Source organism: Bradyrhizobium sp. (genome assembly GCF_030693485.1).
Lineage (GTDB): Bacteria > Pseudomonadota > Alphaproteobacteria > Rhizobiales > Xanthobacteraceae > Bradyrhizobium.
Window position 1 is genome coordinate 1 of sequence record NZ_JAUYAN010000151.1, and the last position, 17237, is coordinate 17237.

Consider the following 17237-nt stretch of genomic DNA (forward strand, 5'->3'; position numbering starts at 1 on the left):
GCCGGCGACGGCGCGCTGGCGGCGCAGAGCATCGACGAGATCGTCGGCTTCCTCGGCAACGACTACCGCCGCAAACTGAAACCGCTCGCGGAATCGCGCTGGGCCCACGACCCGTTCGCGCGCGGCTCCTATTCACACGCCCTGCCCGGCCATGCCGGCGCCCGCGCGGTGCTGGCAGCGCCGGTCGACGGGCGGCTGTTCTTCGCGGGGGAAGCGACCTCGCCGTACTTTTTCTCGACCGCGCATGGGGCAAGGGATTCGGGGGAGAGGGCGGCGGGGGAGGTATTGGCGGCACTTGCGAAGGGCTGACAACTAAGGGGGTCATCGCGAGCGAAGCGAAGCAACGGTGAGACCGCATCAAATCCTACTCCATCACCCTCGCCCGCATCTCCGCATCCGGCACAAAGCACGCCTCATACTTCCCGAAAATCCGGTAGCGATGGCGCTCGACGAGACCGTACACCGCATCGCGCAGCGGCTTCGGCACCGCGCGCAGCACACGCACCCAGCGCCAGCCCGGCAGATTCGACAGCACCGTCAGCGCCGCGTCGGATCTGAAGAACGCCTCGCCGCCATGAATGACTGCGTTGGTGTCCGGATCATCAGAATTAATTCCAACCGCCTGCGCCAGCCGCGTGCCGTAGCCGGACTGGATCGCGGTGAAGCGGAATCGCCGCTCCACATCGCGCGCGGCGACGAAGCGGATCCAGCGCGAGCAGAACACGCAGACGCCGTCGTAGAGGATGAGGTCATCGTCCGGCCACGGGCTCGTCTTCCGCAGCGTCATCGCTTTTTCGCCGCGGGCGGCGCCAGCGTCCTTAACGCCCGATCCAGTTGCGGACCTGCGATTTTGGCGCCGGCTTCGGTTTCTGCCAGCCAGTGTCCCTCGCTGCCGGATGCCGCCAGCACGTGGAAACTGGCTTTGCCGGCGCTGCCGCGAAACGCATCAGCCATTCGCCGCGACAGATCGGGCGGGAAATACGTATCGTTCGCTGCCACCAGCCATGTCACCGGGACGCGCGCGGCCTTGCCGAATTCGGCCGCCGCCGCCATCAGCGCATGCGGCGCGCAAACCTTGTTCGGCTGGTCATTGGCATGGCCGCCGCGGCCGGGCGCAAAGGCAATGATGGCGGAGATGTCTTTCGGATTCTCGCCGGCCAGCGCCAGCGCGCCCCAGCCACCGGCGGAGTGCCCGACAATGACCATGCCGTCCGGCCTGATGAAGGGCTGCTTGCGCATGAAGCCAGCCGCCGCCGCGATCGCGTCCGCGGTGGCGCGTCCGGAGCGCGCGTAGTCGGCTTCGTCGCAGCCGCCCTGATCCTCCAGATAGCGTCCGCCGGTGCCGCCGTGGCCGGGACGTTCCGGCACCAGCACGGCAAAGCCGCGCGCCACCAGCCAGCCCGCCAACGCGCGATATTCGGGTTGCGGCATCTGCGCGCGACGCAACACGTTCTGGGTCGAGGCATGTGCGATCACCGTCAGCCGAAACGGCCCGTCGCCGGGCGGGCGAAACAGGCGCGCGCGCGACGCGACATCCATCGCCGGTGAAGGCACCAGCCATTGCTGCAGGCGATGTTGGCCGGTCTCCGCGCCCTGCGCGCCGAGCCTGTCTTGCGCGCGCGCGTTTGGGATACAGACCGTTCCGAGCACAACCAGGACGAAACAGGCTTTGAGCGATTGCATGAATTTGCCTGACGCGGGCCAGGGGACCCGCCCGGATTTGCGGAACAGAATACCCGCCACGAATGAATTCCGGGCATTTTTCCGTGAACGTCACCAGCCAAACCGGCCGTTAAGAATCATTCGCAACCTCGAACGCATGTACGAGCCCCATTCCCTGGGGTCTCTGTCCTTTTTCGATACAACTGGCCGACACGACTGATGCAGAAAATCCACAGGTTAACCGATAATTAACGATAGACCTTGAAGCGGACGCGCTGACTTGCTTTGATCAGGACATGAGCACAACCCTGATCGAGGTTCGACCGGCCAAAGCTGCGGACGCAACCGCGGTGGCCTCCACCCATGACGAAGCCTGGCGTTCGGCCTATCAGGGCATCATCCCCGGCGCCGAGCTGGAAAAGCTGATCAACCGCCGTGGCCCGCAATGGTGGGACAGCGCGATCCGCAAGGGCAGCCGCGTCAGCGTGCTGGTGTTCGGCGACAAGGTCGCAGGCTACGCCAATTACGGCCGCAACCGCGCCCGCAGCCTGCACTTCGAAGGCGAGATCTATGAGCTCTATCTGCGGCCGGAATTTCAGGGACTGGGCTTCGGCCGCCGGCTGTTCACTTCGGCACGGCGCGACCTGTTGCAGAGCGGGCTGAAGAGCATGGTGATCTGGGCTCTCTCCGACAACGATCCGGCGACGGAATTTTATCGCGCCCTTGGCGGCCGCATGGTCGCGCGCAGTTCCGAGAAATTCGGGACGAAGTCGCTCGACAAGGTCGCCTTCGCCTGGACCAACTGAGCTTCTCCTGATTTGTGAGACAAATCGAGGCTGGCTTCGGCCCGCGTCGCGTCCTATCCATGGCCTTGTTTACAAGGCCCTGTTCAGGCGAGCTGACTTCACAACCACGCGGAGCCATTCATGCGCATTGACGCCATCTCGCTCGGAATCGACCCGCCGCGCATCGTCAACGTCATCATCGAAGTTCCGGTCGGCGGCGAGCCGATCAAATACGAGATGGACAAGGACGCCGGCACGCTCGTCGTCGACCGGTTTCTCTATACCGCCATGCGCTATCCCGGCAATTACGGCTTCATCCCGCACACGCTGTCGGAAGATGGCGACCCCTGCGACGTGCTGGTGGCCAACACCCGAGCCATCGTCCCCGGCGCGGTCATGAGCGTGCGGCCGGTCGGCGTGCTCCTGATGGAAGATGAAGCCGGCGGCGACGAGAAGATCATCGCGGTCCCGTCCTCCAAGTTGACCCAGCGCTACGACAAGGTGAAGACCTACAGCGACCTGCCCGACATCACGCTGCAGCAGATCCAGCACTTCTTTGAGCACTACAAGGATCTGGAGCCCGGCAAATGGGTGAAGGTCGTGCGTTGGGGCGACGCCGAGGATGCGCACCGGCTGATCGTCGAAGGCATCGAACGCGCCCGGGCGAAAGTGAAGTAGGCTTTCACGTTCTCGTGTCCCGGACGTGAGGGTGCTCAGAGTAGAAGTCGTCATTGCGAGCGAAGCGAAGCAATCCAGCTTTATCGCAGCAAAGCTGGATTGCTTCGTCGCTAGCGCTCCTCGCAATGACGTTGCAGGAATAGAGATTACCCCATGCGCCGCCTGATCAAGATCATCCGCAATCTCCTGCTGCTCCTCGTCGCGGCCATCATCCTGCTCGCCGCCATCCTGCTGTTCAACGTGTTCTCGCACGGCTCGCGGCAGATCGAGGTCGCTGCGGTGCCGCGCGCGCCGGTCGACCAGGGCGCGGCGATGCGGCTGTCCGAGGCGATCCGTTTCCAGACCATTTCGAATTTTCTCAATCCCGAGCAGGGCGCCGACGCGCTGCGTGGACTGCGCGCGCATATCGAAAAGAGCTTTCCGGCGTTTCATGCCGCGGCGAAGCGCGAGTTGATCGGCGGCCACAGCCTGCTCTACACGTGGCAGGGCTCGGACGCCAAGGCAGCACCGATCGCGCTGCTGGCGCATCAGGACGTGGTGCCGGTGGCGCCGGGCACCGAGAGGGACTGGCAGCAGCCGCCGTTCGAAGGCGTCATTGCCGATGGCTTCATCTGGGGCCGCGGATCGTGGGACAACAAGGGCAACCTCTATGCAATGCTGGAGGCCGCCGAGCAGATGGCGAAGCAGGGCTTTGCCCCGAAGCGAACCGTCTATTTCGCGTTCGGCCATGACGAGGAAGTCGCCGGCGTCAGGGGCGCCAACGCGATCGCCGCCACGCTGGCCTCGCGCGGCGTCAAGCTCGACTTCCTGCTCGACGAGGGCCTGCTGATCACCGACGGTATCATGAAGGGGCTCGACAAGCCCGCGGCGCTGATCGGCGTCGCCGAGAAGGGTTATGCCACGCTGGTGCTGACCGCGCAGGCGACGCCAGGGCATTCCTCGATGCCGCCGCGCCAGACCGCGATCGGCATGATGAGCGCCGCGCTGGCGCGGCTGGAAGACCATCGCCTGCCGATGCAGGTTCGCGGCACCGTCTCGGAAATGTTCGACACGCTGGCGCCGGAAATGAGCGGCTTCAACCGCGTCGTGCTGTCGAACCTCTGGCTGTTCAAGCCGCTTCTCTTGCGCGAATTCGAAAAGACCGGCCCCACCGAGGCGACGGTCCGCACCACCACGGCGCTGACCATCTTCAATGCGGGCGACAAGGATAACGTGCTGCCCGGCAATGCCGCGGCCACCGTCAATTTCCGGCTGATGCCCGGCGATACCCAGGCCAGCGTGATCGACCATGTCCGCGCCACCGTCGGCAACGAGCGCATCGCGGTCGCGCCGTTCCCCGGCAACACCGATCCACCGCCGGTGACCGGCATCGCGGGTCCGTCCTACCGCATGCTCAACCGCACCATCCGGGAGATTTTTCCCGACGTGATCGTCGCCCCCGGCCTGATGGTGGCCGCGACCGATTCGCGTCACTTCACCGGCGTGACCGACACCATCTTCCGCTTCTCGCCGGTACGCGCGACGTCGGACGATCTGAAGCGATTCCACGGCACCAATGAGCGCCTCAGCGTCGAGGGTTATGCCGACATGATCCGGTTTTACCGGCGTCTGATCGAGAACAGCGCGGGGTGATTTTTCTCCCTCTCCCGCTTGCGGGGGAGGGCCGGGGTGGGGGTCTCTCAACCGGCACGATCTATACGATCAACGATTCGCAAGCAGCGCGGCAGTCTCTCTTGTTGAGAGAGCCCCCACCCGCCTCGCTGCGCTCGGCACCCTCCCCCGCAAGCGCGGGAGAGGGCAGAAGATCACACCCCAGGCTTCGCCAGCCCGTGAATCGCGCAAGCGGCGCGCAGCGTGTTGACCAGCAGGCACGCCACCGTCATCTGGCCGACGCCGCCGGGCACCGGCGTGATTGCGCCCGCGACCTCGGATACTTCCTTGAAGGCGACATCGCCGACCAGCCGGTCCTTGCCGTCAGGCCCGGGCAGCCGGTTGATGCCGACATCGATCACGGTGGCGCCCGGCTTGATCCAGTCGCGCCGCACCATTTCCGGCTTGCCGACCGCGGCGTAGACCAGGTCGGCGCGGGCGCAGAGTTGCGCCAGATCGCGCGAGCGCGAATGCGCAATCGTGACCGTGGCGTTCTCGTTGAGCAGCAACTGCACCAGCGGGCGGCCGACCAGGTTGGAGCGGCCGATCACGATGGCGTTCATGCCTTCGAGCGAGGCGTGCACGCTCTTGCTCAGAATGATGCAGCCGAGCGGCGTGCAGGGCGACAGCGCTGCCAGCCCGCCGGCGAGGCGGCCGGCATTGTTGGGATGCAGCCCGTCGACATCCTTGGCGGGGTCGATGGCGTTGATGATGGCTTCGGTATCGAGCGATTTCGGCAGCGGCAGCTGCACCAGAATGCCGTGCACGGCCGGATCGCGATTGAGCTGCCCGATCAGCGCCAGCAATTCGATCTGGGCGACGTCGGCCGGCAGCACGTGCTCGAACGACGCCATGCCGGCGGCTTGCGTCTGCTTGTGCTTGCTGCGGACATAGACTTGGCTGGCGGGGTCGCTGCCGACCAGCACCACCGCGAGCCCAGGCGTCAGCCCGTGCGCCCGCTGCACCCGCGCCACTTCGTCGGCGACACGGGCGCGAAGCTCCGATGCAATGACTTTTCCGTCGATGATGCGGGCCGCCATCTCGGTCCTTCTTGTAAATCAGTCGGGCTTCGCCGTGGTCAGCTTCCGCAACGTGTCGCCGAGTTTCACTGGATCGCCGTCGACGGCAATCTGCTTGTGCCGGGACGTCGTTCCCGACAGCACCCGCACGCACCGCTTGGGCACCCCGAGCGCTTTGGCGAGCAATTCCGTCACCGCGCGATTGGCCTCGCCGCCTTCGGCGATGGCGCGGACCCGGACCTTGACCACGCTGCGGCCATTGGCGAGCGTCTCAATGCCGTCGATGTCGTCACGGCCGCCGCGCGGGGTGACGCGCAAAACGACACTGATGCCTTCGGTGGAATAGCGCCAGGGATCCATGGGGCATCCACCAAAGCCGCGATCAGACCACGTTTGGATAGATGTAGTAGGCAATCACCCGCTGGATGAACATGATGATCAGGATCAGGATGATCGGCGAGATATCGAGGCCGCCGAGGCTGGGCATGAACCGCCGGATCGGCGCCAGCACCGGTTCGGTGATCCGGTACAGGAACTCGGCCACCGCCGACACGAACTGGTTGCGGGTGTTCACGACGTTGAAGGCGATCAGCCAGGACAGGATGGCGGAGGCGATCAGCAGCCAGACATAGAGATCGAGAACAATAATGATGATGTCGAGAACGGCTCGCATGGGGGATAAACTCGCGGGGTTTGCTAGCCTGCTAGATATCGGTTCCTACCCCCGCAAACAAGGGAAGTTCCCGGCAAAACCTCCCGAAAATCAGCGATTTCACCGTTCTTGACTTGCCCTTGGCGCGGATTGTAAATGGCGCCAATTGCCGGCCACCGGAACTTGCCTTCCGGGCGCTCGCGATGGGGCCATAGCTCAGCTGGGAGAGCGCGTCGTTCGCAATGACGAGGTCGGCGGTTCGATCCCGCCTGGCTCCACCACGCTTCGCCCTTCGGGCTTCGCGTGGCGCAGCCACGCAAGAGCCTGAAGGGCGAAGCGTGGTGCCCGGCGTAGCCCTCCTGGGCGAAGACGGGCCGTCAGACGCCTCACCTCCCCCTACTTCCCCGTAAACCGCGGCGGCCGCTTCTCCATGAAGCTCGCAACGCCTTCGCGGAAATCGCTGCCGCGCAATGCCACCACCATCTCGCGGTTGGCGTCGATCGTGGCTTCGGCCAGGGTCTGGAACGGCACGTCGTAAAGCTGCCGCTTGATCACGGCGATCGCGCTCGGCGAGACGAAGTCGGCGAGATCGCGGGCATAGGCGTAGGTCTGCTCGCGCAACTGGTCGGGCGGGTACAGCCGGTTGACCAGGCCGATGCGCAGCGCCTCGTCGCTTGGCACCCGACGCGCCGACATCAGGAGATCCAGCGCATTGGCGTGGCCGACGATGCGCGGCAGCATCCAGCTGATGCCATGTTCGGCGATCAGTCCGCGGCGCGAAAACGCCGTCGTGAACACGGTGTTGTCGGCGGCGAAACGCAGATCGCAATACAACGCGTGGACGAGGCCAATGCCCGCGGTGGCGCCGTTCAGCATGCCGATCACAGGCTTTGCAATCGACGGATAATAGCCGTAGCGGCTCTGCCAGTCCGGCCGCCGGTTCATGTCGAACGCCGGCAGGCTCTGGGCGCGCTTGATGTCGTCGGGATCGAGCCCTTTCAGCGCATCCATATCGGCGCCGGCGCAGAAGGCGCGGCCGGCTCCGGTCAGCACGATGACGCGCACATTGTCGTCGGCCGCGGCCGATTCCATGGCGTGGCGCACATCGCGCTCCATGATCGGCGTCCACGCATTCATGCGGTCGGGCCGGTTCAGCGTGATAGTCGCGATCTTGTCGCTCACCTCGTAGAGGATGGCCTGATAGGTCACCGGATCGTTTGCAGCCGCGCGTTGTTGCTGAGTCATGTGTCCTGGGTCTCCCTTTTCGCGCGCGAGCCTGTTGGCCGCGCCAGATAATCCTGTGTTTCCGGACGCTCCTTGAGCCAGCCGGTCCAGCGCTTGAACACTTTGGTCATGCGGTCCGGTTCGACGCCGAGTTGCGCCATCGCCACGCCGCCATTGACGGACTCACGGTACTCGGCGATCAGGCCGTCGCGGACGATAAAGCGGCTCATGCCGTCGATCACCACGCGCTGGCCCTTGAACTGCGGGATGGTCGAGGTGAAGCTGGACAGCGACCACGCATAACCCTGCCGGCCGTCGAACACGGGATCGAACATCTCACAGCGATAGTCGGCGGCATCGCGGTGAAACAGATCCTGCATCATGTGGGCGATGTCGGCGCGGCCCCGATGGGCGCCGTAGATATAGTCGTAATAGATGCCGTCTTCGGAGAAGTGCCTGGCAAAGCGCGCGCCGTCGCCGGATTCCGCCGACAGCGTGAAGTCGCTCAATAGCGCAGCGAAGTCGTCGCCGGTCATGCCGCCTCCCGATGCCTGCTGATTGACCGCAAGCTTGTGCGGTCGACACTAGCATATCTGCAGATTTGGAAAGGGTTCGGGAACCGCCGCACGGAATATCGCGGCGATGTTTTTTGCCGCGTTATTCCGCAGCTTCCGACATCACCGAACGCGGCATGCGCGTCAGCCAGTCGTCGAGAAACGCCTTCAGCCAGGCGCGCTCGGTCACGTCATGGACGGCGCGATCGGCGAAGTGATGGTGGCGCGCCCGCGCGCCCGGCGCGTCCAGTCGGTCGTAGCCGCGCGTGGTCCAGCGATGCATCATCGCGTAGGTCACATCGGGATGAAACTGGAAGCCGAACGCGTGGCCTGACTGAAACGCCTGAATCGGGAAGTCGCCGCCCTCGGCCAGCAACTCGGCGCCATGGGGAAGTTCGAATCCCTCGCGGTGCCAGTGGTAGACATGGTCCGGCCAGTGCGGGCACAGCGCCAGCCCCGCTTTCGTCGGACGGATCGGGTAGTAGCCGACCTCCGCCCGGCCTTCCGGATGCGGCGCGACCCGCGCGCCGAGTTGCATGGCGAGCATCTGTGCGCCCAGGCAGATTCCCAGAAACGGCCGTTGCTCCCGCAGCGGAACCGAAATCCAGTCGATTTCACGGCGGACGAATTCGTCGGGATCATTGGCGCTCATCGGCCCGCCGAAGATCACCGCGCCGGCATGGTCATCCAGGGTTTCCGGCAGGGCGTCGCCGAACCGCGGACGCCTGACATCCAGCCGGTGACCGAGCGCCCGCAGCGCATTGCCGACCCGGCCCGGCGTCGAGCACTCCTGGTGCAGGACCACCAGCACCGGCAGCAGGGATTCGGCCGCCGCAGGCGCGAAAGGGGCCGCTGCCGCTCCACCGGGGAAGCGCAGGACATTTTCGCTCAACATCTGGTCCGACTGAAACATCGACTTTTTCTGCTCAGTGGCCATCAAGCCAGCTACATACCTAAGTCGCCGTTAATTTCGGGTGCGTTCACAGGAAATATAAGCAAATCGCGGGCCAGAACGCCGCGACGGCTTTATCAGCGCCGGCGCAGCTGCAGGCGGGCGACCGCCGCCAGGATAAACCCGCGCGGAAACAGCCGGAGCAGGAACGGCACGATCTTGACGCCGACTCCTGGAATCACCGTCCGCCTGTTGGCCATCAGCCCGCGATACCCGGCCTGTGCCACATCCGCCGGGGTGACGTTGAGGATGACGGAATCGACCCCTGGCAGAAATCCCGCCCGCGACTGAAATTCCGAAGGTACCGGACCCGGGCACAGCGCGGTGACGCGCACGCCGTGCTGCGCCAATTCGGCCCGCAACGCCTCTGTGAAGGACAGCACATAGGCCTTGGACGCATAGTAGACGGCCATGCCGGGCCCCGGCAGAAAGCTGGCAATGGACGCCAGATTGAGGATGCCGCCACGGTGCCGGATCAGGCTGTCGGAAAACCGCAGCGACAGATCGGTCAGGGTCCGAACGTTGAGGTCGATCATGCCGAGCTGCTCGGCACGGTCGCGATCGATCGCCCTGCCGAACATGCCGAAGCCCGCATTGTTGACGACGTAGTCGACCTCGACGCCTTCGGCGGCCAGGATCGCGGCAATTTTGTCAGCGGCATCGGGCTGCTCGAGATCGCAGGTAATCACAATCGGCACAGCGCCGCCGCCAGCGACGATTTCGTCAGCCAGTTTAGCCAGGCGATCCGTCCGTCGCGCCACCAGGGCCAGGCGATGGCCGTTCGATGCGAAAACGCGCGCCAGCTCGGTGCCTATGCCCGCCGAGGCACCGGTAATCAGCGTCACACGCTCGGTCACGATTCAATACTCATAATTCAATTGCAGGAAATGCGGATAACACTCGGAACGAGAGCATAGGGTCGAGGGGAGATGCAAGCCACCTGATAGCATAACCGCATGTGCAAACGCGCAGTGCAGAGCTCGAAATGCAACATTCCGGGGCTTGGCGCAGCTCGCGACGACTGATCGCCCGCTGGATCAAAATTTCGTCATGTCCGCTACCGCACCGTCGAGGTCGCCCCGACGCTGGCCGCTGCGCGTCATGTGGCCGCGTCTGCGACATCCGAGCCATCGCCGACCATCGCGGGTCGCCTTGCGGCGACACGGTGCTTGAGGTCGATGCGGTCTTGCGAGGCCACGCCCAGCAGGTCCGCCGCGCGCCAGACCACATTGTCCTCGAACTCGCTGACCTGGCCGTCGGCATAGACCAGTTCCCACATCATTTCGACGATGCGGAGCCGGCCTTCTTCATCCACCGTCCGCTTGATGACGCTGGTGAAATGATAGAGATCGACCGCCTCGCCCTCGACCAGCGTCGCGGAAGCGATCAGGTAATCCGCCGCGCCGCGATCGAGCCCGAAGCGGCTTTCGATCAGGCTGTGGAGCTTGCGCTTTTCCGCTTCGGACGGCTCGCCGTCGATCGAAATGACGTGAATCAACAACGCCGTCGCCGCCAGACGATATCCGGTATCGTCGAACGCCCGATCCGCCAGCGCGGTGGGAGAAACAACGTCGGCAATAAATTGGCGCAGTCCGTCCAGCATTGGTTTTCCTGCCGAAATCCAGGGGGTTATTCGGGCCTGTTCGCCGCAAACGGCGTCGACAAACATATGGGTTGGAAAATCAACCCGCGCAATCCATGCCGGTTCCCGGCCTGCATTACGATTAGGCAATCTCGGATGTTCCTGCTCAGGGTATTTCGTACACCACGATCTTGTCGGCGATGCCGCGCAGTGCCGCCTGCTTTTGAATCGGCGTGATCGACTCCCGCCGCAGAATGGCGGCCACCGCCGGCGCATCGTTGACCGGCCCGGTGATATGCATTTCCTGCGAGGTCGACAGGCTCTGGACCCGGGCTGCGATGTTCACGGTCTGGCCGAAATAATCCTGCCGCTCGTTCAGCATGACGGCAAGGCAGGGGCCTTCATGAATGCCGATCTTGACCACCAGATCCTGTGTCCCGCGCTGGGCATTGAGCACGTCCATGGCGGCGCGCATCCGCAAACCCGCGACGATCGCGTGCTCGGGCCTGACGAACGTCGCCATCACGGCGTCGCCGATCGTCTTCACCACGGCGCCCTTCTCCGAGGAGATGATCTCCAGCAACGCCTGAAAATGCGCGCGCACCAGATCGAATGCGGCGAGATCGCCGACCCGCTCATACAGCGCGGTCGAGCCCTTGAGGTCGGTGAACAGGAACGTCAGCGAGGTGATCTTGAGCCGCTGGTCGACATTGAGATTGTCGGCCTTGAAGACGTCGCGGAAGGTCTGGTTGGTCAGCATCCGCTTGGCCGTGAGGAACGGCTTGCGTTTGCCGATCAGATGGTGGAGCGCCTCGGCGGCGATGAAGACCGACGGCAGCACCCGCACGCCGGCCTGGTTGTCCAACGCCAGCCGTAACGGGCCGGGACGCATCGTGATGGTTCCACCGGTCGGCGTCGGGTTCTTGTTGTAGAGCATCGACAGTTGCTGGCGCTCTTTTGTCGGCTCGCCCTGGACGTCGATGAACTGGGCGGAGTGCGTCACCGGTTCGAACACGATGATGAATTGCGGCGGCAGTTGCAGCGACAACACCGCCTTCTCGCCGGCCGGCAATTCGAGTGCATCCAGCACGACCTCATTTGACAGCTCCGCGAACGACTCCTCGTTGAAGTCGACGCCGGAACTCCAGAATATCTGCTTGTAATATTCCCAGAGCGGCAGCGTGTTCGGGTCATGCGCCGCGATGCGCCGGACCCGGGGGCTGACGGTAAAGGCGACCTCGACCTGTTCGTCGACCGAGGCCTCGTAGCCGCAGGCGCACAGTCCGCAATGATAGTCGTCATGGCGCAACGATTTCAGCGTCGAATGGGCATCGAGTACGCCGCCGCAGCCGGGGCAGAGCACATTCCAGGTGAGTTCGAACAGCCCGAGCCGTGAGGCATGCAAAAAGCCGGAAATCACCCGCTCTTCGTCGAGCCCGCTCCGAGCCGAGAAATCCAGCACATTGATCCGGTTGAGCTGGTGGTCCTCGCCGTTCTCGATCAGATCGCGAATTGCATCGGCCACCGCCGGATCGGCGGTCTGCTTCAGCACGGAGAACTGGGCCTCGGTGTCGCTCATATCAACTCCGCTCGACAATACTCCGGCTAACGCGGCGTGATCCTGAACATCGGCGAGCTATCGGGCTGCGTCGTCACCACGCCGACCGGCATCACCGGCGCCTCGTCGATGAGCTCGACCTTGAACGCGCCGATCAGCTTGGCCAGCGCCAGGGTGGCCTCGACCAGCGCGAAATGCGCGCCGATGCAGACCCGGGCCCCGACGCCGAACGGCAAATAGGCAAAGCGATCGGGCGGCGGCGAAGGCGGCATGAAACGGGACGGGATGAAGGCATTCGGATCGCGCCAGAGCTTCTCGTGCCGGTGCAGCAGCCACGGCGCGATCAGCACGATGTCGTTTTTCTTCACCGGCATGCCGCCGATGGTATCGGCCGCTCCGGCCGCGCGGGCGATCAGGAACGCCGGCGGATAGAGTCGCATGGTCTCGTCGACCACCGCGCGGGTAAACTTCAGCCGATCGATATCGAGCGCGCCGCCAGCGGTCGCCGCCTTCACTTCGGCGGCCAACTGGTCCTGCGTGCCGGGGTCGAGCGCCAGCAGATACAGCGACCAGAACAAGGCCGTGGCGGTGGTCTCGTGGCCGGCGAGAATCATCGTCGCCACCTGGTCGCCGAGCTGCTCGTCGGTAAAGGCGTCGCCGGTCTCGGGATCGCGCGCGGCGCCCATCAGATCGAACAGGTCGCTCGGCGGTGCGCCCTCGTTCTTGCCGGCGGCGCGCCGTTCCGCCATCAGCATGGCGACGAATTGCGTCCAGCGCTTGCGGAAGCGGGCGCGCGCGAAATCCTGCGGGCTCGGCCAGCTCAGCGGCAACAGCAGATCGAAAACATGCGGCCGCGCCAGCCGCTCGCCATACTCCATCACGAAGTCGCGCAGCGCGGCGCCATGGCGGTCCATGCCGAATGAAAACATCGTGCGCCCGGCGATCTCGAGCGTCATGCGCTGCATCGCCTCGCGCAGATCGACCGGCGCGTTGCCGGCAGCCCGGAGTTTTGCGATAGTTTGATCGGTCGCGACCAGCATGTGCGGAACGAGCGGCATGACGGCGCGCGGCGTAAAGGCCGGCGCCAGCGTCCGGCGCTGATGCTTCCAGGTGCGGCCCTCCGCGATCAGCAGGCCTTCGCCGAGGATCGGACGCAGCACCCGGATCGCGGCCGGGGTCCGCACGTAATTCTCGTAGTTGTCGACCAGCACATGCTTGATCGAATCCGGCGTGTTGAGGATGAAGCTGGAGCGCCCGAAAAAGCGGCCCCGGACGATGTCCTCTTCGTAAGCGCGCTGACTCCAGGCGCTGATCGCGCTGTTGCGCATCGCCATCACCCGCCCCAGCGCGGTCATGCTGTCGGGCGCACGTGGCGGCGCCGGCGGCACCAGCGGCGCACGCGTGATCGGCGGATCCCAAGCTTCGGCTATGCTCACTTACGGCCTCGCAGTTCTCAGGGACGGGTCTGCCCGTCCGGTGTCGCCCCATCAGGTCCGGAAATCCGGGCGCCATGAAAGCGGGTAAATCGGGACACCGCCCAACAGCTAGTAAGTCAGCTCGGCGATCGCAATCCTGTTTTCCGATGCCGGCCAGGCCCGGGCGACGATTCGCTCCTCGTTGAACAGCGCGACCACGGCGCGCCCGGCCTCCGCGGCCGGAAGCCGCAAGGTGGCGATCGAATCGGTCGGCACGCCGGTTTTGACATCCACCGGCTCCTTGCCGTCGAGCAGCACCACGTCGCGGGGAAGGCCGAAATAGCCGCGCGGCCGCGACATGATGACGACCGCGCCGGCGGCCGCATCGGCCGGTCCGAGCGGGCGCGCGGCGCGCAGATGAACGATGTCGGAGGAACGTGGAAACGGCGAGCGGTAGAGATGCGTGGTGGTCGAGCCGGGCGAGGTGAGCACGATCTCGAGGTACGAGGTGGGATCGACCAGCGCCGGGCCCCAGCGCCCGTCCGCACCGGTCTGCGACTTATAGACCGGATCCCCCAGCCGTTCACCGGTGTCGGGCGATACGCGATGCAGTTCGACCGAGGCGCCGGCCACCGGTCGGTTGGTTTGGACGCCGCCCGGCGTGCCCGTCACGAGGCCGCTCAGTTTGACTTCCGCTTCCGGCGTAATGGCGACTTGGCCCGGTTCGCGGCCAGCGATGAATTTGTAGATCTCGCGGAACGCACGCGGATGAAACGCGGTCTCACGGTGGTCGATCGCGCCGAGCACGAGATTGGTGGCGCCCTTGAGCGCCGGACCATCCGAGGTGATGCCGGTCTGCGCGCCCGGTTTGCCGACGAAGCGGCCATCAGGTTGGGCAAATTTGTCGTTGCCGTCGCTGCGCAAGGTCAGGAACGCAGTGCCCGGCGTCACCTCGCTGTCGCCCTCGTTCAGGCCGCGCAGGAACGGGCCGCGGCCGTTGAACTCGCTGCCGGGCATATCGTCCCAATCGAACACGCCATGGTTGGGAACGCCGCACAGCACCGCGTGGCTGACATCGGCGCCGCCGCCGTTCTTGATGTAGCTGCGAATCGAATTGCCGCCGCGCGAATTGCCGACCAGTGCTATGCGTGCCGCCCCGGTGCGGCGTTTCAATTCCTTGATCGCCTCACCGAGCTCGCGGCGCTGGTCTTCGCTCGAGGACCGGTTGGGCTGCGCCACCGCATCGTCGGATCGCGCCAGCGGATCGGTGAAATTGATCGCCATCATCCGGTCGCGCGCCACCCCGTTCGATTCCATCCGCCACAGCGTGGTGATCCACAGCCCGGCCTGGTCGCCATTGCCATGCACGAACAGAATGGGCGGAACTTGTGGCGCCGGGGCCGGAGGCGTGGTCTGCGCAAGGGCCGACAGGCCGAAGGTGCCGGTCGCCAGGGTAAGCACGCTGGCGCCCTTCAATAGCATCCGCCGCGATATGCTCATTTGGTAGCCTCCCGTCATTTTCAGTCTTTTAGCCGCCCTGTGTGACCGCTGATAGCGGCCTGAACACTGGACATCCAAGGACTTTCGCAGGCATCACTGAAAAGTACAGGGAATCAGGGCCGCGACCGGCCCGCCGGAAGGGGCAATGAAGGAACCGCCGAAACGCTCGATGTTTGCAGGGGATGGTGTGGCGGCCCCGCTGCGGCATGCGGTGTTCCGGCGGATCTGGCTCGCCAGCCTGCTCTCCAACCTCGGCCTGCTGATCCAGGGCGTCGGCGCCGCCTGGGCGATGACGCAGATGACGTCGTCGGCCGACAAGGTCGCGCTGGTGCAGACCGCGTTGATGCTGCCGATCATGCTGATCTCGATGCCGGCCGGCGCCATCGCCGACATGTATGACCGGCGAATCGTGGCGCTGGGCTCGCTGTGTTTCGCGCTGGCCGGCGCAACGGCGCTGGCTGTGATGGCATGGCTCAATCTGGTGACGCCGAATATCCTGCTGGCGTTCTGTTTCGTCGTCGGCTGCGGCATGGCGCTGTTCGGACCGGCGTGGCAATCCTCGGTCAGCGAGCAAGTGCCGGCGGAGAACTTGCCGGCGGCGGTGGCGCTGAACGGCATCAGCTACAACATCGCGCGAAGCTTTGGACCGGCGATCGGCGGCGTCATCGTCGCCACCGCCGGCGCGGTCGCGGCCTTCGCCGCCAACGCGCTGCTCTATATTCCGCTGCTGATCGTGCTGTTTCTCTGGCGCCGCAACAGCGAGCCGTCGCGGCTGCCGCGCGAACGTCTCAACCGCGCCATCGTGTCGGGCGTGCGCTATATCGCCAACTCGCCCTCGATCCGCATCGTGCTGACGCGCACGCTGGTGACCGGCATCATCGGCGGTTCGGTGATGGCGCTGATGCCGCTGATCGCCCGCGACCTGCTGAATGGCGGCGCGCAGACCTACGGCATCATGCTCGGCGCCTTCGGCATGGGCGCGGTGATCGGCGCGCTGAACATCGGCACCTTGCGCAAGCAGATGAGCGGCGAGGCCGCGATCCGCGCCTGCACGATATCGATGGCGGGCGCCATCGTGGCAGTGGCGCTGAGCCGGCAGCCGGTGCTGACCGCCGCGGCGCTGGTGGTGGCCGGCGCGGTCTGGATGGCGGCGGTAGCGCTGTTCAATATCGGCGTCCAGCTCTCGGCGCCGCGCTGGGTCGCGGGCCGCTCGCTGGCGGCGTTCCAGGCTTCGATCGCAGGCGGTATCGCGATCGGCAGCTGGGGCTGGGGCTATTTGACCGACCTGGCCGGCGTGCAGACCGCGCTCTTGGTTTCCGCCGCCATGATGGTGGTTTCGCCGCTGCTCGGGCTGTGGCTGCGGATGCCGCCGGTCGGCGCACGCAACGAGGATGCCGAGGTTCTGGCCGACCCCGAGGTGCGGCTGTTGCTGACCGGCCGCAGCGGGCCGCTGGTGGTCGAGATCGAATACCGCGTCGATCAGGAAAGCGCCCGCGCCTTCCACAATGTGATGCAGGAAGTGCAACTCAGCCGGCAGCGCAACGGCGCCTATGGCTGGTCGATCGCGCGCGACATCGCCGATCCCGAACTGTGGACCGAACGCTATCACTGCCCGACCTGGCTGGATTATCTGCGCCAGCGCAACCGTTCGACGCAATCCGAGCGCGCGCTGCATCAGCGCGCGATGGACTTTCACCTCGGGCCCGATCCGGTGCGGGTCCGACGCATGCTGGAGCGGCCGTTCGGGTCGGTGCGCTGGAAGGAAGACACGCCGGACCGCGCCGCGAACGAGGTGTTGCCGGTGACGACGGCTGCGGGCAGCGGCACGTAATCAGAAATTACTGCCCATGCCTCGTCAGCAAATCCTGGCATCCCTTGCTGAGCCGGGCGCGATTTTGCTTCAGGCAGGCCAGCACGACCTGGTCGCCCTCCTCCAGATACTTGCGGCAAAACCGCGAGGCGTCGCGGGCGCAGACGTCCTGGCTCTGTGCCGAGGTCGCTGAAGT

19 protein-coding genes and 1 tRNA gene are annotated in these 17237 nt (G+C 65.2%); 6 read left to right on the plus strand and 14 right to left on the minus strand.

Annotation, left to right across the window (positions count from 1 at the left end):
* A partial coding sequence (locus tag Q8N40_RS10940; RefSeq protein WP_305711834.1) for an FAD-dependent oxidoreductase occupies positions 1-309 on the plus strand: 309 nt, incomplete at its 5' end.
* A 55-nt stretch (positions 310-364) separates the two neighbouring features.
* Here Q8N40_RS10940 and Q8N40_RS10945 read toward each other — a convergent pair.
* Both Q8N40_RS10945 and Q8N40_RS10950 read right to left on the minus strand, forming a co-directional pair.
* The gene (locus tag Q8N40_RS10945; protein ID WP_305711835.1) at positions 365-787 is read right to left on the minus strand and encodes a thiol-disulfide oxidoreductase DCC family protein; all 423 of its coding nucleotides are present in this window, start codon (positions 785-787) and stop codon (positions 365-367) included.
* Positions 784-1683 carry a S9 family peptidase gene (locus Q8N40_RS10950; RefSeq protein WP_305711836.1) on the minus strand — a complete coding sequence of 300 codons (900 nt, stop codon included), beginning with the start codon at positions 1681-1683 and terminating at the stop codon, positions 784-786. Before Q8N40_RS10950 ends, Q8N40_RS10945 begins: the two co-directional genes overlap by 4 nt.
* 275 nt (positions 1684-1958) lie before the next feature.
* Between Q8N40_RS10950 and Q8N40_RS10955 the strand changes: the two genes are divergently transcribed.
* From Q8N40_RS10955 to Q8N40_RS10965, 3 genes are all read left to right on the plus strand, one after another.
* The gene (locus Q8N40_RS10955; protein ID WP_305711837.1) at positions 1959-2468 is read left to right on the plus strand and encodes a GNAT family N-acetyltransferase; all 510 of its coding nucleotides are present in this window, start codon (positions 1959-1961) and stop codon (positions 2466-2468) included.
* Between the two features lie 120 nt (positions 2469-2588).
* Positions 2589-3125, plus strand: coding sequence for an inorganic diphosphatase (ppa, locus tag Q8N40_RS10960; protein ID WP_305711838.1), 537 nt, complete (start codon positions 2589-2591; stop codon positions 3123-3125).
* A 153-nt stretch (positions 3126-3278) separates the two neighbouring features.
* Positions 3279-4757, plus strand: a complete 1479-nt coding sequence (locus Q8N40_RS10965; protein WP_305711839.1) for a M20 family peptidase — start codon at positions 3279-3281, stop codon at positions 4755-4757.
* Between the two features lie 173 nt (positions 4758-4930).
* Here Q8N40_RS10965 and folD read toward each other — a convergent pair whose 3' ends face one another.
* Genes folD through Q8N40_RS10980 form a run of 3 tightly spaced genes read right to left on the minus strand, consistent with a single transcriptional unit; the run spans position 4931 to position 6467 of the window.
* Positions 4931-5815, minus strand: coding sequence for a bifunctional methylenetetrahydrofolate dehydrogenase/methenyltetrahydrofolate cyclohydrolase FolD (folD, locus tag Q8N40_RS10970; protein ID WP_305711840.1), 885 nt, complete (start codon positions 5813-5815; stop codon positions 4931-4933).
* A gap of 18 nt (positions 5816-5833) precedes the next feature.
* A complete protein-coding gene (locus tag Q8N40_RS10975; protein ID WP_305711841.1) occupies positions 5834-6154 on the minus strand; it encodes a DUF167 domain-containing protein in 321 nt (106 codons plus the stop codon).
* 22 nt (positions 6155-6176) lie between these two features.
* Positions 6177-6467, minus strand: a complete 291-nt coding sequence (locus Q8N40_RS10980; RefSeq protein ID WP_305319201.1) for a YggT family protein — start codon at positions 6465-6467, stop codon at positions 6177-6179.
* 184 nt (positions 6468-6651) lie between these two features.
* Between Q8N40_RS10980 and Q8N40_RS10985 the strand changes: the two genes are divergently transcribed.
* Positions 6652-6727 (plus strand) — tRNA-Ala (locus Q8N40_RS10985).
* Between the two features lie 115 nt (positions 6728-6842).
* Here Q8N40_RS10985 and Q8N40_RS10990 read toward each other — a convergent pair.
* From Q8N40_RS10990 to Q8N40_RS11025, 8 genes are all read right to left on the minus strand, one after another.
* The gene (locus tag Q8N40_RS10990; RefSeq protein ID WP_305319210.1) at positions 6843-7655 is read right to left on the minus strand and encodes an enoyl-CoA hydratase; all 813 of its coding nucleotides are present in this window, start codon (positions 7653-7655) and stop codon (positions 6843-6845) included.
* 32 nt (positions 7656-7687) lie between these two features.
* A complete protein-coding gene (locus tag Q8N40_RS10995) occupies positions 7688-8206 on the minus strand; it encodes a nuclear transport factor 2 family protein (protein ID WP_305711842.1) in 519 nt (172 codons plus the stop codon).
* A 121-nt stretch (positions 8207-8327) separates the two neighbouring features.
* On the minus strand, positions 8328-9119 hold the full coding sequence (locus tag Q8N40_RS11000) for a glutamine amidotransferase (RefSeq protein ID WP_370870817.1): 792 nt from the start codon (positions 9117-9119) through the stop codon (positions 8328-8330).
* Between the two features lie 134 nt (positions 9120-9253).
* On the minus strand, positions 9254-10033 hold the full coding sequence (locus Q8N40_RS11005) for an SDR family oxidoreductase (RefSeq protein ID WP_305319204.1): 780 nt from the start codon (positions 10031-10033) through the stop codon (positions 9254-9256).
* Positions 10034-10275: 242 nt separating this feature from the next.
* Entirely contained in the window at positions 10276-10779 is a 504-nt protein-coding gene (locus Q8N40_RS11010) for a TerB family tellurite resistance protein (protein ID WP_305711843.1), read from the minus strand.
* 145 nt (positions 10780-10924) lie between these two features.
* On the minus strand, positions 10925-12337 hold the full coding sequence (locus tag Q8N40_RS11015; protein ID WP_305319206.1) for an adenylate/guanylate cyclase domain-containing protein: 1413 nt from the start codon (positions 12335-12337) through the stop codon (positions 10925-10927).
* Between the two features lie 26 nt (positions 12338-12363).
* Complete coding sequence (locus tag Q8N40_RS11020; RefSeq protein WP_305711844.1) at positions 12364-13752, minus strand: cytochrome P450; 1389 nt, start codon at positions 13750-13752, stop codon at positions 12364-12366.
* Positions 13753-13860: 108 nt separating this feature from the next.
* Positions 13861-15231 carry a hydrolase gene (locus tag Q8N40_RS11025; protein WP_305711845.1) on the minus strand — a complete coding sequence of 457 codons (1371 nt, stop codon included), beginning with the start codon at positions 15229-15231 and terminating at the stop codon, positions 13861-13863.
* A gap of 145 nt (positions 15232-15376) precedes the next feature.
* Here Q8N40_RS11025 and Q8N40_RS11030 point away from each other — a divergent pair, with 145 nt between their 5' ends.
* On the plus strand, positions 15377-17062 hold the full coding sequence (locus tag Q8N40_RS11030) for an MFS transporter (RefSeq protein WP_305711846.1): 1686 nt from the start codon (positions 15377-15379) through the stop codon (positions 17060-17062).
* A 7-nt stretch (positions 17063-17069) separates the two neighbouring features.
* Here Q8N40_RS11030 and Q8N40_RS11035 read toward each other — a convergent pair.
* On the minus strand, positions 17070-17237 hold a 168-nt coding region (locus tag Q8N40_RS11035), incomplete at its 5' end, for a hypothetical protein (protein ID WP_305711847.1).